Source organism: Arthrobacter sp. PvP103 (assembly GCF_017833075.1).
Taxonomy (GTDB): Bacteria; Actinomycetota; Actinomycetes; order Actinomycetales; family Micrococcaceae; genus Arthrobacter.
In genome coordinates, this window is the sequence record NZ_JAFIBQ010000001.1 from 2744410 (window position 1) to 2760368 (window position 15959).

Here is a 15959-nt window from a genome sequence, read left to right on the forward strand (position 1 = left end):
TCTGCCATGACGGAACAAGTTCCCGGAACCACAGCCCTGATCACCGGCGCCACCGCGGGCCTAGGCGCAGAGTTTGCCCGCCAGCTCGCCGAGCAGGGCCACCACATGGTCCTGGTCGCGCGGGACGCTGAGCGGCTGCGGGCCGCGGCGCATGAACTGGAAAACAACTACAGCATCACCGCGGAGGTGCTGTCCGCGGACCTGACGGACGACGCCGGGGTGGCCGCCGTCGTCGAACGCCTCTCCGACCCCGCACGGCCGGTGGAAATCCTGGTCAACAACGCGGGGATCGGGTTGCTGAAGCCCTTCGACAAGAACAGCCTGGACGAGGAACGGCGGCACCTCAGGCTCCATGTCCAGACGCCCATGGAACTGTGCCACGCAGCGCTGCAGGGCATGCTGGCGCGGGGTTCGGGAAGGATCATCAATGTGGCCAGCGTTGCCGCCTTCGCCAACCGGGGGAGCTACTCGGCCGCGAAAGCGTGGCAGGTGACCTTCAGCCGCTGGGCCAACCTGGCATATGCCGGCAGCGGTGTGAAGGTGACCGCGGTGTGCCCGGGATTCACCCACACCGAATTCCACGACCGCATGGGCATGGACAAGACCGTGGCCCCGCGCTGGCTGTGGCTGCACGCTGACCGCGTGGTCCGGGAAGGACTGGCGGACAATGACCGCGGCCGTGCGGTTTCCATCCCCACCAGGCGGTACAAGATCGTCGCCGCCGCCTCAAGGATGCTGCCCGCCCGCTTCACGTCCGGGCCCCCGCGCAGGCCCGCGAAGTAGCTGCTGCGATTAGCTGGTCCGGCGGCGGCGCCGGACCAGCACGATGACCAGGATGCCGATCACCGCCCCCACGACCGTTTCCACGGCACGTTCCGTGATGAGGACGTAGGGGTCGGCCGGGGCTGCAAGCTGTGTCATCAGCAGGATCACAGGCGTGAAGGACACCATGGCCAGGCCGTAGTGCCGCGTCATGAAAAGTTCAGTCGTGAACTGGAAGATGATGACCAGGAAGGCCAGCACTGCCGCTTCCGCCCCCGGAAAGAGCGTCAGCGGCGCCCACGGCTCTGGAAGAAGTACGACGGCGACCACCACCAGTCCGAGGAACGTCCCCATCATGCGGTGGAGGCCGCGGTGCACGCTGCTGGGCAGGTCGGCTCCGGCCAGGGGAACAGCCGCGGCGGCCATGGCCCAGTGCGGGTGGCCGCTGCCGCTGAGTACTCCGATGGCGCCGGCAGTTCCGACCGCCAGCACATACCGCGCAGCGTGGATCATCGCAGCGTAGCGCCGCACTCCCCGCAGGGGTGCCGCGGCCCGGGCCGCTCCCGGCTGCCACCTCCGGCCCCGCACCCAGCCGCCAAAGCCGATGAGGATTGAAAACGCCGCGGAGGCGGCGGCGATGAGGAGCGCCGCAAACCAGGGAACCGTTGTGGGCACTGAGGCGCACGCACCCAGCGCAAGGATGCCGAAGAAGGGGCCGTTGGGCTTCAGGTTCACTCTGTCTGAGAAGACCGAACCGACGCCGGCCAGGACGGCTTCCACCCCCACGAGCCACCATGAATGCAGGTGGTTGACGGACAGGAAGATGCCAACGCCAACCCCGCTCACCAGGACCAGTGCGGCCTGGGCCTGGTGCCGGAGGCGGAGCTGGTGCGGCTCCGAACGCCCGTACATTCCGGTCAGGGCGCCGAACACGGCATAGATGATCAGCTCCGGCCGCCCGAACACGAGCAGGACCAGCGAGGGCACTGCCACGCTCACGGCAACGCGGAGGGCGGACAGGTGATCACTGTTGGCCGGACCGAGGCTGTGCAGGTCGCGGAGATGCCGCCTGAGGGTGCGGGCCATGGGTACCTCCGGTCTTTCGTGCGTTCGTTCGGTGCGCTCTTCCGCAAAAAAGTCTGCCAGACGCGCGGGAGGCCTGCTCTGCACGGCTGTCACAAAGGAACATCATGCAAAGCAGGCCTCGTCGGGCGGGGCGACTGACTACGAGGTCAGGCCCTCGCAGGAACCTTTTCGGTTTCCCGCAGCTCATCCTCAAACGGCATGTCGTCCAGGTCGATCAGGGGGTTCTCGTCCTGGGTGGCCACCAGCTCGTGGGCCTCCGCCTGGGTGTCCACGCTAGGCATGGAGCCGGGCAGCGGACGGTTGGCGGATTCCTTCAGGAAGTAGATGGCCACTGCGCCAACGGCTGATGTAGCCATCAGGTAGTACGCGGGCATCATGTCGTTGCCGGTCGCCTTGATCAGCGCCGCCACGATGAAAGGCGTGGTGCCGCCGAAAATCGCTACCGAGAAGTTGTAGGCGATACCCATGGCGCTGTACCGGCTGGCCGTCGGGAACTGCGCGGGCAGGGCCGAGGCCAGGTTGGCCACATAGAACGTGACGGGGAAGGCGATCAGTGCCAGGCCGGCCAGGGTCGACCAGATCTCGCCAACGCCAATGAGCAGGAAGGCGGGGGTGGCCAGCACGATGGTGCTCACGGCACCGATCCACAGGACCGGGCGGCGTCCGATGCGGTCCGAAAGCTTTCCAGTCAGCGGAATGCACAGGCTCATGACGACCAACACCGGGATGGTCAGCAGCGTGCCGTGGACAGGGTCGTAACCCTTGGCATCCGTGAGGTACGTCGGCATGTAGGAGGTCAGCGCGTAGCCGGCGGTGTTGGCCGCAGCCACAAGGATCATGGCCACAATAATGGGCCGCCAGTTGGCCTTGACAACGCCCACCGGGCTCTTGGAAGCAGCGTCGGAGGACTTGGCAGCGTCCTTGCTGAGTTCTTCCTGCGCGTCCAGGGTGGCCTGGAACTGCGGGGATTCCTCGATCTTGCTCCGGAAGTAGACCGCGATGAGGCCCAGGGGACCGGCGAGCAGGAACGGGATGCGCCAGCCCCACTCTTCCATCGCAGCCTGGCCCATGGTCAGCTGCAGGGCTGAAACGAGGGCGGCACCGATTGCAAAGCCGAGGTAGCTTCCCAGGTCAAGGAAGCTGGCGAAGAAGCCGCGTCGCTTGTCCGGAGCGTACTCGCTCACGAAGGTGGTGGCTCCGGCGTACTCGCCGCCGGTGGAGAAGCCCTGCACGATTTTCAGCAGCACCAGCAATCCGGCCGCCCACAAACCGATCTGGGCGTAGCCGGGGAGAAGGCCGATGGCGAACGTACTGGCCGCCATCAGCATCAGGGTTGCTGCCAGGACCTTCTGGCGGCCAACCTTGTCACCGAACCAGCCGAAGATCACGCCGCCAAGAGGACGGGCGATGAAGGTGGCGGCAAACGTGCCCAGCAGGAACAGCGTCTGCGTGGACGGGTCGGACTCCGGCAGGAACACCGGACCCATGGTGGTGATCAGGTAGCCGAACACGCCGACGTCGTACCACTCCATGGTGTTACCCACGATGGTTCCGCCGAGTGCTTTTTTGAGCATTGGCTTGTTGACGACGTTGACGTCGGAGACTTTGAGCCTGCGGCGAGGCAGCAGCCTCGGCTTCTTGGCGCCCTGGGGCGCAACGCCCTCAGGCAAAATATTGTCGGTTCCGCGGGCGTTGTTCACGCCTGCTGAAGAGTCGGTCATGCTTCGGTCTTTGGGCATTTGGGCTTCTCCCGTGGAGGTCATTTGCTTGCGACTTGTAGCTGCCCCGCTCCGGGCAGGCTTTCAATTTTACGCGAATTCCATGGAGTTTCCGAGTTCAGTGGCGTATGATCCCCTGTTTCCAGGGCCGAGACGGTGCAAAAAGAGAAATTGTTTTGCGCCGTTTCACCGCGCCAGCATTGGGAATCCTGCGATGTGACCTGCTGTGGCCAAAGCTTTTTCGGTCGAGTGGCTGGAATGGGCCCAAACGGACCCAAAACCGGCCGGTGCACGGGCCCGGACACCGCTTCGCGCCGGCGCCCGAGGCAGTCCGATCCGGGGGTTCCCAACCGGCCGGATTACTGCCTAAGGTTGACCCATGGGAGGCGTACTTCCGTGTTGATCCTCCGGCCGGCTCTCGTCGTCGTGACTTCTCCACCGCGATCTTGCAGCGTGTGCGTCCGCAGCTCATTACCGCCACCCGATTCCGCACCCCAAGGAGAACATCCGTGACTGACAAAGACACCACCCGGAACGCCGAACAGACACCAGGCCCGGGCCCCGACGTGCCCGAGGCCGAAGCCCGGGATGCCGGAGCGCCGGATGCCGGCCAGGGCATCAAATCGCGGCTGACTGACGCCCAGCGGGAAATGCTGGCAAGCAAGTCCCGCGGCGGCGCAGGTTCGCAGAGCGTCTCGCACGGCCACAAGCCCACGCAGGCAAGCGGCAAGCAAGGCCCTGCCCAGAAAAAAGTCCGCTGGTAGGGCCTGCAGACAAGGAGTAGCTGCAGTCCTACTATTGGTGGACACTTCATTTCAATGCGGAAAGGAAGAGCACAAATGGCTGAGAAGAATCCTGGGGAACAGCTGGAGCCGGAACTCGCCAGTCACCTGACGGAATCCATGGACGAGGTACCCGCGCCGGAGACTGAGCCCGTCGCCGCCCCTGCGTCGGAAAACGGGCCCAAGTGGCCGGACGGCAGCGGGAAACACAAGCACCCCAAAGACCGCGGCACGCTGCACGGCCGCGAACACGAGACTGCGGTGGGTGCTATCCACCGGACCAGCCGGCCGCAGATTCCGCACCACGACTAGGGGCTCCGAGCGCGCCGGCTTACGGTGCTACGGACCCGACAATGCCCCGGTGCCCGCCTGCAACAAGGCGGGCGCCGGGGCATTTCCGTGCCGTCCCGCGATGAGGCATCATCCGGATTCCGCCACGACGTCGTCGGCGTTCTTGTCCAAGCGCCAGCCGCGCCATACCGGGTGCCTTAGTTTCCCGCCGCCGGTCCATTCCCCGAAGGTAACTTCGCCCACCAGTCCGGGAGCCACCCAGTGGGCATCGGAGGCGTCGGCAGCGGGAACTTCGGTGAAGGGTGAGGTCTTCCTGGACAGCGTATCCACCTGCAGCCGCAGTTCCTTCAGTTCCCGGTCGCTGAATCCGCTGCCCACGCGTCCCACGTACCGCAGCTTGGCGCCATCGGGGATGCCCACCAGCAATGACCCCACGGAGCCTTGCCTGGACCCCTTGCCGGGGCGCCAGCCGCCCACCACCACTTCCTGGGTGCGCTCGAACTTCAGCTTCAGCCAGGACCTGCTGCGCTCGCCGCTGACATATCGGCCGTCAAGGCGCTTGGCCATGATTCCTTCGAGGCCAAGTTCCCTGGCGCTCTCGAGGATGTGCTCCACCTCGTGGTCCAGGACTTCGGACAGGTGCACGGGGCAGCCGTCCGGCCAATCCAACTGCTCCAAACGTGCCCGGCGCCTCCGGAGGGGCATCCTGCGGAGGTCCTCGCCTGCGTCGGACAGCAGGTCGAACACCATGAGCCGGACCGGAGTCGCTGCCCGCGCTTTGGCGACGTCGGCCGCTTTGGTCAGTTTCATCCGCGTCTGTAGCAGCCCGAAATCGGGCCGCCCGGAAGGTCCGACGGCGACGATCTCGCCGTCGGCGGTGAAGCTCTGCTCCGGCCAGCAGCTGCGGTCCGTCAGTTCCGGGTAGCTTGCGGTCATGTCATTGCCGTTTCGGCTGATGAGCCGGATCCGGTCGGCGTCGCCGATGATGAGCGCACGGATACCGTCCCATTTCAGTTCGAACTGCCAGTCCAGGCCGCGGAGGTCGGCCGGGGTCCCGGCGCTGGCCATCATTGGCAGGAAATCCGGCGCCGGCGAGAGATCCGGCGGCGGCTCGTCCTGCTTCGCTGCCTCTGCGGGGCCACCTGTGGCCGGGGGAGTGCCTGTGGCTGCCGGCGCGTGCCCTTTGCGGTCCATCAGATGGATGAGCCACTGGGCCTGCTCCGGCGATTTCGAGGTGTCGCTGTCCCGGCTGGTCCGGATCAGTGCGAACTTCCGGGTCCCGCCAAGGCCGCCGCCGTCCGCCCCCGTGAGGGTTGCGATGACTTCCTTGCCTGCGATCCATTTGTCGCATTCGTAGTAGCCGTGGTCCCAGATGGTGACGTTCCCTGCGCCGTACTGGCCTTTGGGGATGGTGCCCTCGAAATCGAGGTAGTCCATGGGGTGGTCTTCGGTCTGGACTGCAAGGTGGTTCTGCGTCCCTGAGGTTGGTACGCCTTTCGGAAGCGCCCAGGACACCAGCACGCCGTCCCGCTCCAGCCGGAAGTCGTAATGCAGCCGGCTGGCGTGGTGCTCCTGGATCACAAACCGCTCCCTGATGGTGCCGGCGTTGGGGTCGGCCCCGTGACGGTCGGCGCTGAACGGTTCGGGGGTCCCTTCCGGATCCCGCATGGAGCGGTACTTTTCCAGCCTCGGGTCCGTGCTGCCGCCGTCGGCAGTTGTACTGTCGCGGGGCCCGGCGGCGGAGCCCCCGCCGCCGGGATGGCCCCGCACGTGGCTGCCGCCCGCGGAGACCGGCGCGAACGGATCCTTGCCGTCCTTGACCCGCCGCATGACCTCCCGGTAGTCCAGTTGCTTCAGCTTGGGGGAGGCCAACTCACGCCACGTCCTGGGGGCCGCCACAGTGGGGCGGAGCCGGCCGCGAAGGGAGTACGGGACGATAGTGGTCTTCGCCGCGTTGTTCTGGCTCCAGTCCACCAGAACCTTGCCTGTGCGGAGGGTCTTCTTCATGTCGCTGACAGCCAGGTCCGGGTGGTCCGATTCCAGGGCGCGGGCAAGTTCGTGGGCGAACTCGGAGATCTGGTCCGAGCTCTGTGTGCCGTCGAGGCCGGCGTAGAGGTGGACGCCCTTGCTGCCGCTGGTCACCGGGATAGGATCCAGGCCAACGTCCCTCAGGATGGCGCGGGCCAACCGTGCCACTTCGGCGCACTCGGCCAGCCCGGCGCCCTCGCCGGGGTCAAGGTCCAGCACCAGCCGGTCCGGGTTCATGGGATTGCCGTGCGGGTCCACGCGCCACTGCGGGACGTGGATTTCCAGCGAACCCATCTGGGCCAGCCAGATCAGGGTGGCGGCGTCGTTGACCAGCGGGTACTGATTGGTGCGCTCCTTGTGCCGGATCGAGGCTCGCGGAATCCAGCCGGGCGTGGAGTCCTCCAGGTTCTTCTGGAAAAACATTTCGCCCGGTGCCTCCGCGGTGCCCACCCCGTTGACCCAGCGCTTGCGGGTGGCGGGCCGGTTCACCGCGGCGGGGACAAGAACCGGCGCTACGGCGGTGTAGTACGCCAGGACGTCCGCCTTGGTGGTGCCGGTCTCCGGGTACATCACCTTGTCCAGGTTGGTGACCACCAGTTCGCGGCCCTGGATCCGGACACGTTCCCTACTGCCGGCCAAAGGCCTTCACCTCCGGGCAACTCTGATGTTCACTTGATCCATGAGAGCCATCTGGAAAGGCGCTATCGCATTTGGGCTGGTCAACGTGCCGGTCAAGGTCTACAGCGCCACCGAAGACCACGACATCGGGCTCCACCAGGTCCACGGCGCTGACGGCGGGCGCATCCGTTACCAGCGCCGCTGTGAAGTCTGCGGCGAGATCGTGGATTACGCGGACATCGACAAGGCCTACGAAGAGGACGGCCGCACGGTGATCCTCACCCGTGACGAGCTCAAGTCCATCCCGGCGGAGAGCAGCCACGAGATCGAAGTGGTTCAGTTTGTTCCGTCCGAGCAGCTCGATCCCATGATGTTCGAGAAGAGCTACTACCTGGAACCGGATTCGAAGTCCCCCAAGGCGTACGTCCTCCTCCGCCGGGCACTGGAGGACACGGACCGTGTGGCCGTGGTCCAGTTCGCGCTCCGGGAGAAGACCCGGCTCGGCGCTTTGCGGATCAAAGACGACGTCCTGGTGCTGCAATCGCTGCTGTGGGCGGACGAGGTCAGGGAGCCAGCTTTCCCCGCCTTGGAAACCACCGTGCGGATCTCCGCCCAGGAGCGGGAGATGTCCGCGGCCCTGGTTGACTCCATGGCCGGGGATTTTGAGCCCGGCCAGTTCACGGATGACTACCAGGTGCAGCTCCGCAAGCTCATTGACGCCAAGATCGAGCAGGGCGAGTCCCTGGACACGGAACAGACGTTCGGGGCAGAGGCTGCCGAAGCGGGCAGCGGCGAAGTGATCGACCTGATGGAAGCCCTCAAGCGAAGCCTGGAAAAGAAGCGGGGCGGCGGGAGTGCCGATGCGGCACAGGCCGACGACGCCGGGAAGGCTCCCGCGAAGGCCTCCCGTTCTTCTGCCTCGGGCAGGTCGGCAGCGTCGAAAGGCGCGGGTACCAAGACGACGGCGGCCCGTTCGACCGCTTCCAAGACGACCGCTTCCAAGACGACCGCTTCCAAGACAACCGCTTCCAAGGCTCCCGCCAAGACCGCCACCAAGGCAGCTGCAGCGGAGACGGCCGCCAAGGAACCGGCCAAGAGCCGGCGAAAAGGGGCCTGAAGTGCGGTAACCCATGGCAGCTGCGCTCAGGAGTTTCTAAGCGCTGAGATGAGCTCGCTTTTCTTCTTGCGGGAGTAACCCGTCAGCCCTATTTCCTTGGCGCGCGCTTTGAGTTGAGCCACCGTCCAGTCTTCATAGTCGCCGCTCTTGCCGCCCTTGCGGCCCACTGCGGAGCGTCCCTTATTGGCGGCGGCGTTGGAAATGCGGGCCGCCTTCTGCTTCGAGGCGCCGTCTTCCCGAAGCTCTTCGTACAGCTCAGGATCCTTCAGGCCGGGGTTCTTTTTCTCAGGCATGGTCAGCTCGGATCCGATGGTTCAGCGTCGTCAATGAAAGGGTCCACCCCTGCCGGACGCTGCGGCGAAGGCGCAGGCGTGTGCGGCGGCTGCGGGTGGGATGCGTGGGCGGCGGACTCGTGACCGTGGTGCGCCGGGGCGTTGGCCGCGAAGCCTGCCTCTTCGTCGGTTTCCTCGACTTCTCCGTTGTCCACGGCAGAACGCCAGGCGCCTGTCTCAATCCCGCGGGATTCGATGAACTGCTTGAACCGCTTGAGGTCGGCGCTGATCTGGTGGGTGTCCGCGCCCACCGCCGAGCCGGCTTTCTCCAGCAGTCCCTCCGGTTCCCATTCCAGCGCTACGGTGACCCGGGTCCGTTCCGGCCCGAGGGGCTCGAAGGAGACCTCGCCGGCGTTGCGCGGCTTGTCCGTGCTGACCCAGGAGATGCGCCGGTCCGGCAGCTGCTCGGTGATCTGCGCGCCGTATTCGCGCCTGACTCCAGCGATGTCCGTCCGGAAACGCAGGGATGTCTCGTCGATCTGTTCGACGGACTCCACGCCCCGCATGAACTCCGGGAATGACTCGAACTGCGTCCATTGGTTATAGGCGGTGGACACGGGAACATCCACCTCGATGGTTTCCTGCAGGGTAGCCACTGTCTCATCCTCTTTCCGCCGGGGACTGCCCCCGATTGCGGGTGTGTTGATCGGCGTGTCGCCACAATGCCACGCTAATCGGGCCGTCAGGCAAACACAAGGATTTACTAAGGCTGCTTAGTTAAATGTCCGTGAGCCAGAGTCCGGGAGCTACAAGCCCCGGGTTAAAAGCAGCGGCCGGCCCGTGCGCCGCCTGCCCGTACAAGGGAGGTGGCGCACGGGCCGGCCGCTGACTGCCGTACCGGAGGCGGGCTGTACTAGCCCGCCGTGCCGCTACTCGGCGTCGTGATCGGTTTCCAGGATCTGGACCAGGTGCTCCAGGGCGGTGTCGGCGCCGTCGCCTTCGGCGCGGAGGACCACAACGTCGCCGTGCGAGGCGCCCAGGCTCATGAGGGACAGGATGCTGGCGGCGTCCATGGCTTCGTCGGCCGGCTCACCCTGGCGGGCAATGGTGATCTCGTGCGGGTACTCGCCGGCTGCCTCGGCAAAGATGGCGGCGGGGCGGGCGTGCAGGCCCACGCGGCTGGCGATGGTGGCGGTGCGTTCGAACATGTGTGCTCCTTGGATATCAGGTCGAGACAGGTGGTTGGTCAGAATACCGAACCGGGTCAGACAGTTACTGGAACCGGCTCCACGGTATCAACGGACTTGCGGACGGCCCAGCGCTTGAGGGCGATCACTGCCAGGGCGGTGACGACGGTGCCGACAAGGATCGAGACGACGAACATCACGAAGTTGTCGATTGCGAAGAAGACGAAGATGCCTCCGTGCGGGGCCTTCGAGCCTACGCCCGCTGCCATGGAGATGGCACCGGTGACTGCGCCGCCGAGCATGCTGGCGGGGATGACGCGGAGCGGATCGGCCGCGGCGAACGGGATGGCGCCTTCGGAGATGAAGGACGCTCCCAGCAGCCAGGCGGCCTTGCCGTTTTCACGCTCGGCCAGGCTGAAACGCTTCTTGTCCAGGACGGTGGAAGCGAGGGCCATGGCCAGCGGCGGAACCATGCCCGAGGCCATGACGGCTGCCATGATCTGCCACGGTGCCTGGTTGTCCAGGGTTGCGGCACCCAGGCCGGCGACGGCGAACGAGTAGGCAACCTTGTTGACCGGGCCGCCGAGGTCGAAGCACATCATGAGGCCCAGGATGACGCCCAGCGCGATGGCGCTGGCACCGGTGAGTCCGGAGAGCCAACCGTTCAGGCCCTTGGTGATGGCTACGATCGGAGCGCCCAGGATCAGGAACATCAGGCCGGAAGCCACGAGGGAGGCCACCAGCGGAATGATCACCACGGGCATCAGGCCGCGCAGCCAGCGGGCCACCTGGATCTTGCCGATGGAATGGGCAATGTAGCCGGCCAGGAGGCCGCCCACGATGCCGCCGAGGAAGCCTGCACCCATGAACCCTGCGACGGCGCCTGCCACGAAGCCCGGTGCGATGCCCGGGCGGTCGGCGATGCCGTAGGCGATGTAGCCGGCCAATGCGGGGACCAGGAAGCCGAGGGACAGGGCGCCGATCTTGAAGAGCACGGCACCGAGGTAGGCGCCGAGCGGGCCCCAGGCGTTCTCAGGGTATTCGGTGGGCAGGTTGAAGATGCTGTTGTCCACCACGATGGCGTCCGCGAACTGGGTAATCAGGTAGCCGCCCATCAGGAAGCCCAGGGCGATCAGGAGACCGCCGCCGGCCACAAACGGGATCATGTAGCTGACACCGGTGAGGAGCGCCTTCTTCAGCTTCTGGCCGATGTGCTCGCCCTTTTCGGTGGCCTCGGCTTCAGCCTGCTCCTCGGCGCCGTAGTGCGGGACCCGGCGGGCGTTGGGGTTGTCCGCGGCGGCCAGTGCCTCCTGGACCATTTTGTCCGGCTCGTCAATGCCGCGCTTGACCGGAGCGTTGATGACCGGCATGCCGGCGAAGCGCTCCTTGCCGCGGACGTCCACGTCCACCGCGAAAATCACGGCGTCGGCGGCCGCGATGACGGCGGGGTCCAGCGGCTTGGCTCCGGAGGAACCCTGGGTTTCCACCTGCAGGTCCACACCGACTTCCTTGGCTGCTGCGACGAGGGAGTCGGCGGCCATGTAGGTGTGGGCGATGCCCGTGGGGCAGGCCGTCACGGCCACGAGGCGCTTGGGACCCCCGGACCGGGAACCGGTGGCGGCACCGGCGGACGGTGCTGCGGCTGCGCTTGCCCCGGCTGCTGCGCTTGCTGTTGCGGGTTCTGCGGCGGCCGCGGGCTTGTCGGCCAGGGCTCCTTCCACCAGTTCAACAATGTCGGCCTGCGTGGTGGCTGCGCGGAGCGCCGCGGTGAAGTCCTTCTTGATCAGCGAGCGGGCCAGCTTGGACAGGAGCTTCAAATGCTCCTGGTCCGCACCTTCAGGGGCTGCGATGAAGAAGATGAGGTCCGCCGGGCCGTCCTTGGCGCCGAAGTCCACAGGCTGCGAGAGCCGGGCCATGGCCAGGGTGGGCACCGTCACCGCAGTGGAGCGGCAGTGCGGAATGGCAATTCCGCCAGGAACGCCGGTGGCGGTTTTGGACTCCCGGGCAAAGGCGTCCGTGAAGAGGCCTTCCGCCTCGGTGGCGCGTCCTGTGGCGGCAACCCTGCCGGCCAGATGGCGGATCACGTCCTCGGGCGAGTTGCCCAGGTTCTGGTCTAGCTCGACCAGATCAGTAGTAATGAGCTGAGTCACTGTCAGTCCTTCCGGAGGGCCGTGATGGTTACGGCATCAGGGGTGGTTTGGTGGACCGCCGGAACTGTGGAGCCCGGCAGGGAGGCGGCAGCGGCACCATGTGCCACCGCCTGACGGAGGCAGTCGGCCGGGGCGGCGCCCAGGCTGGAGGCGAGCAGGTAGCCGGCAAGGGAGGAATCTCCCGCGCCGACCGTGCTGACCGCTTTGACCGGCGGGTGCGTGGCCAGCCACGCGCCGTCGGACGTCACAAGTACCGCACCCTTGGAACCGAGCGTTGCGAGCACGGCACCTACACCGGAACGCACGACGGCGGCGGCGGCTGCCGCGGCAGCCTCCGGATCCGCTTCCAGTTCGTCAGCGGTGGACGCCGTGGCGAAACCGGCTGCGGCAGCCAGTTCAGCCAGTTCTTCGGCGTTGGGCTTGAGGAGATCCGGCATGCCTGACGCGCCACCCGAGAGGGCGGCGGCGAGGGGAGCGCCGGACGAGTCGACGGCGATGCGCGGTGTCGACTGTGGGGTGCCGTTGCCGGCGTGTGTGGAGCGTAGCCGCCGGGTGACGGTGGCATAGAAGTCCGCCGGAACTCCGGGTGGGAGCGAACCGGCGAGGACAACCCAGCTGGCACCGCGGGAACGCTCCAGCAGTAGCCCGATCAGGGCTTCCTGCTGCTCTTCGCTCAGTACCGGGCCGGGTTCGTTGATCTTGGTGGTGACCCCGTCCGGTTCCGTCAACGCCACGTTGGTGCGCAGCGGTTCGTGGATGGCAAGGGCGGCGAAGGGGACTCCGCTGTCACGAAGCCCCGCCAGCACGGGATCGGAGTCGCCGCCCGGCAGGACGGCCACGGTTTCCAGTCCGGAAGCAACCAGGGCCCGGGAGACGTTGACGCCCTTGCCGCCTGACTCCTGGCTGACGGAGATTGCCCGCTGCACTTCCCCGCGCAGCAGGGGCGAGGGGAGGGCCACGGTGCGGTCGAGGCTGGGGTTGGCGGTGAGGGTGACAATCATGCGACCACCACGTCAACGCCGGCGTCAGCAAGCGCCGCTGCTAGTTCCGGGCTGGGTTCACTGTCTGTAATCAACGTGTCCAGATCTTTCAACGAGGCGAACTGGACCAGCGTTTCCGCATCCAGCTTGGACGAATCGGCCAGCACTACAATGCGGCGTGCCGATTGGACGAAGGCAGCCTTGACGGCGGCTTCTTCAGGATCGGGCGTGCTCAGCCCGAAGGCCGAGTGGATTCCGTTGGCGCCGATGAAGGCGATGTCCGGGCGGATCCGGTGGGCTGCGTCCACAGTGGACTGCCCCACCGCAGCCTGGGTGAGGCCGCGGACCCTGCCGCCCAGGAGGTGGAGGGCGATGCCTGGCTCGCCGGCCAGTTTCGCGGCGATGGGGATCGCGTGGGTGATGACCACCAGTTCGTTCTCCGAGCCGGCGGACGGGGAAGCGGAGGGGTCGGCCAGGCGCAGGGCGATCAGGTCTGCCAGGGCTTCCGTGGTGGAGCCTGCGTCCACAAGGATGCTGCCGGCCGGGCTTTGCGGGATGAAAGCCAGGGCGGCTTCGGCGATGCGCAGTTTCTCCGGCTGCCGCTGGATGGTCCGCTCGAGGATGCTTTCCTCGGTGGTGCTGATGCGGTCCGGGGCGACGGCGCCGCCATGGACCCGGCGGACGGTGCCGGCCGATTCCAGGGCGGCGAGGTCGCGCCGGACGGTTTCGGTGGTGATGTTGAAACGTTCGGCAAGGGCGGTCACGCTGGCACGGCCGCTCTCGGCGACTAGACCTGCGATCAGCTGCTGGCGCTCCTCGGCGAACACTTACCCTCCATTGCGTAAATAGTGCGGGTCCTGCAGGGACGAAGCCCCTGTGACTGGCGTCAGTGATAAGCCTCAGTGACTGCCATCACATGATGTTGAATTGCTTGACTTTATCTTTGTTCTTGTTGGTTTGTCAATGAAAACAACAGGAACAAAGATGCTGGTCGTCCCGTAACGCCGGAAGCCGGGCCCGACCGTGGTGGTCTGGCCCGGCTTCCGGGATGTTCTCAATGCGTTGCGCTGGCGACCGGGGCGACTGTCCGTTGACACCGGCGGCCGGAGGATCATGGCTAGATGCCGCCGTCCCGGCTCTCGTTGCGGACAATGCGCTCCCCGGTGTTCGGGTCCACCACTGACCGGGTTTCACTCACCCGGCGGGTGCGCCCCGGCGAGGCAAGGACCAGTGATGCGATCAGGCCGATCACGCCCACCGCCATCAGGATGTAGCCAATCAGGGTCTGGTCCACGTTCGGGATCAGGCCAGGTGTGATGGCCCACGCCAGGATGGCACCAATGGCGATTAGAAAAATGGAAGAACCGATTCTCATGACTTGCTCCTAGCTGTCCAGGGGACTTGCGGGCAAAAACTTGATCAGCATGCTGTCTAGCGAAAGGCTACAGGCCACCCCCGGCCGTTTCAATGAAGCGGACGCCGCGCGCCGGGGCTGTGTCCGAGTCGTTATTCTGCGCGGTTCTGCGCACGCAATGCACCCATCCGCGGAGGGCGCCGACTTCGAACTGATGGTGGCGGCCGTGCGGTTGATGGTCGCCCCGAGGTAACACCGGCGGCCGGCGGTGTGCCCCGCGTACTGTGGATTGCGCACGCATTCCCTTGCCAGCCGGGGAATGCATCCGCGATGAACAGCGCGAAGCGTCAACGGATCCGGCGTCACCAAGTCCCAGGAGCAGTGTTACCCATGTCAGAACCATTCCCCGCGGTTGTAGTCACCGGTCTGGGAGCCGTGACTCCCGTCGGCTCAACTGCCGGCGAAACATGGGACGCGCTCCTGGCCGGGCGCTCCGGGATCGTACCCCTCGACGAGGAGTGGTCCGCCGGACTGCCGGTGCGCATCGCAGGACGCGTTACGGCCGATGTCCCGTCGCTGCTCTCCACCCTGGAATACAAGAGGATGGACCGCTGCGGCCACCTGGCACTCATCGCCGCCCGCGAAGCCTGGTCGCACGCCGGCCGGCCCGGGACCGACCCGGAGCGGCTCGCCGTGGTCATCGGCTCCGGCTACGGAGGACTGGACACCACCCTGGAACAGACCCGGACCCTGGACGTCAAGGGGCCGCGCAGGGTCTCCCCGCACACCCTTACCCGGATTATGGTCAACGGGCCCGCGGCCTGGGTCTCCATCGACTTGGGAGCCCGCGGCGGGGCACGGACTCCGGTCAGCGCCTGCGCCTCCGGCGCTGAGGCGATCTCGCAGGCGGCCGACATGATCCGGAGCGGCGCCGCCGACGTGGTGATCGCCGGCGGGGTGGACTCCTGCATCAACGGCCTGACCATCAGCGGGTTCTCGCAGATCAGGGCGCTCTCCACCCGCAACGACAGCCCCCAGGCGGCCTCCCGGCCCTTTGACCGGGACCGGGACGGCTTTGTGATGGCCGAGGGTGCCGGGATCGTGGTCCTGGAACGCGAAGACCACGCCCGCGCCCGCGGAGCCGAGGTGCTTGGGGTCATCGCAGGCAGCGCCGTCACCTCCGACGCCGTGGATATTGTTGCCGCGGACCCCGCCATGCAGCGCCGCGTCCTGCAGAAGGCCATGGCCGCTGCCGGCCTCACCGGAGAGGACATCGGCTTCGTGCATGCCCACGCGACCTCCACGCCGGTGGGGGACCGCCTCGAAGCGGAAGCCATCGGCGCCGTCGTCGGACATTCGGTTCCGGTTACCTCCACAAAATCCCTCACCGGGCACCTGCTGGGCGGGGCCGGCGCGCTCGGTGCAATCGTCACCATCCAGGCTCTCCGCACGGGCGCCATTCCGGGCACCCTCAACCTCGACAACACAGACCCGGACATCCACCTCAACATCGTTTCGGAGACAACCCGGGGACTCGCGGCTAAGGCTGGCATTTCCAATGCATTCGGTTTCGGCGGCCACAGCGCCTCACTGGTGATCACTGCGGGCTGAGAC

Annotated in this window: 15 protein-coding genes; 5 read left to right on the forward strand and 10 right to left on the reverse strand. The window is 66.4% G+C overall.

From position 1 onward, the window contains the following. Positions 1-6: 6 nt before the first annotated feature. Positions 7-783 carry an SDR family oxidoreductase gene (locus tag JOE41_RS12660; RefSeq protein WP_011690160.1) on the forward strand — a complete coding sequence of 259 codons (777 nt, stop codon included), beginning with the start codon at positions 7-9 and terminating at the stop codon, positions 781-783. A 9-nt stretch (positions 784-792) separates the two neighbouring features. Here JOE41_RS12660 and JOE41_RS12665 read toward each other — a convergent pair whose 3' ends face one another. Beyond that, entirely contained in the window at positions 793-1848 is a 1056-nt protein-coding gene (locus tag JOE41_RS12665; protein ID WP_209752544.1) for an FUSC family protein, read from the reverse strand. 146 nt (positions 1849-1994) lie between these two features. Continuing rightward, entirely contained in the window at positions 1995-3587 is a 1593-nt protein-coding gene (locus tag JOE41_RS12670) for an MFS transporter (RefSeq protein WP_011690162.1), read from the reverse strand. A 488-nt stretch (positions 3588-4075) separates the two neighbouring features. Here JOE41_RS12670 and JOE41_RS12675 point away from each other — a divergent pair, with 488 nt between their 5' ends. Both JOE41_RS12675 and JOE41_RS12680 read left to right on the forward strand, forming a co-directional pair. Continuing rightward, a complete protein-coding gene (locus tag JOE41_RS12675; RefSeq protein ID WP_245200711.1) occupies positions 4076-4330 on the forward strand; it encodes a hypothetical protein in 255 nt (84 codons plus the stop codon). Between the two features lie 75 nt (positions 4331-4405). Continuing rightward, positions 4406-4660, forward strand: coding sequence for a hypothetical protein (locus JOE41_RS12680; protein ID WP_245200712.1), 255 nt, complete (start codon positions 4406-4408; stop codon positions 4658-4660). 108 nt (positions 4661-4768) lie between these two features. Here the strand turns inward: JOE41_RS12680 and JOE41_RS12685 are convergent, their stop codons facing one another. Further along, positions 4769-7306 carry an ATP-dependent DNA ligase gene (locus JOE41_RS12685; protein WP_011690165.1) on the reverse strand — a complete coding sequence of 846 codons (2538 nt, stop codon included), beginning with the start codon at positions 7304-7306 and terminating at the stop codon, positions 4769-4771. A 40-nt stretch (positions 7307-7346) separates the two neighbouring features. Between JOE41_RS12685 and JOE41_RS12690 the strand changes: the two genes are divergently transcribed. Further along, positions 7347-8402, forward strand: coding sequence for a Ku protein (locus tag JOE41_RS12690; protein WP_209752546.1), 1056 nt, complete (start codon positions 7347-7349; stop codon positions 8400-8402). 26 nt (positions 8403-8428) lie between these two features. On the opposite strand, the gene JOE41_RS12695 is transcribed toward JOE41_RS12690, so the two are convergent. From JOE41_RS12695 to JOE41_RS12725, 7 genes are all read right to left on the reverse strand, one after another. Continuing rightward, positions 8429-8695: a Rho termination factor N-terminal domain-containing protein gene (locus JOE41_RS12695; RefSeq protein ID WP_011690167.1), complete on the reverse strand. Its 267-nt coding sequence runs from the start codon at positions 8693-8695 to the stop codon at positions 8429-8431. A gap of 2 nt (positions 8696-8697) precedes the next feature. After that, a complete protein-coding gene (locus JOE41_RS12700) occupies positions 8698-9330 on the reverse strand; it encodes an SRPBCC family protein (RefSeq protein ID WP_209752547.1) in 633 nt (210 codons plus the stop codon). A 273-nt stretch (positions 9331-9603) separates the two neighbouring features. Next, positions 9604-9882 carry an HPr family phosphocarrier protein gene (locus JOE41_RS12705; RefSeq protein WP_011690169.1) on the reverse strand — a complete coding sequence of 93 codons (279 nt, stop codon included), beginning with the start codon at positions 9880-9882 and terminating at the stop codon, positions 9604-9606. A 56-nt stretch (positions 9883-9938) separates the two neighbouring features. Continuing rightward, entirely contained in the window at positions 9939-12011 is a 2073-nt protein-coding gene (locus tag JOE41_RS12710) for a fructose-specific PTS transporter subunit EIIC (RefSeq protein ID WP_011690170.1), read from the reverse strand. A 2-nt stretch (positions 12012-12013) separates the two neighbouring features. Next, positions 12014-13012 (reverse strand): 1-phosphofructokinase family hexose kinase, encoded by a 999-nt coding sequence (locus JOE41_RS12715; RefSeq protein ID WP_011690171.1) that lies wholly within the window; start codon positions 13010-13012, stop codon positions 12014-12016. Continuing rightward, positions 13009-13818, reverse strand: a complete 810-nt coding sequence (locus JOE41_RS12720) for a DeoR/GlpR family DNA-binding transcription regulator (protein WP_011690172.1) — start codon at positions 13816-13818, stop codon at positions 13009-13011. Before JOE41_RS12720 ends, JOE41_RS12715 begins: the two co-directional genes overlap by 4 nt. Before the next feature lie 290 nt (positions 13819-14108). Beyond that, positions 14109-14366 (reverse strand): DUF6458 family protein, encoded by a 258-nt coding sequence (locus tag JOE41_RS12725; RefSeq protein ID WP_011690173.1) that lies wholly within the window; start codon positions 14364-14366, stop codon positions 14109-14111. A 369-nt stretch (positions 14367-14735) separates the two neighbouring features. On the opposite strand from JOE41_RS12725, the gene JOE41_RS12730 reads away from it, so the two are divergent. After that, entirely contained in the window at positions 14736-15956 is a 1221-nt protein-coding gene (locus JOE41_RS12730) for a beta-ketoacyl synthase (protein ID WP_011690175.1), read from the forward strand. The last annotated feature ends 3 nt before the right edge of the window (positions 15957-15959 follow it).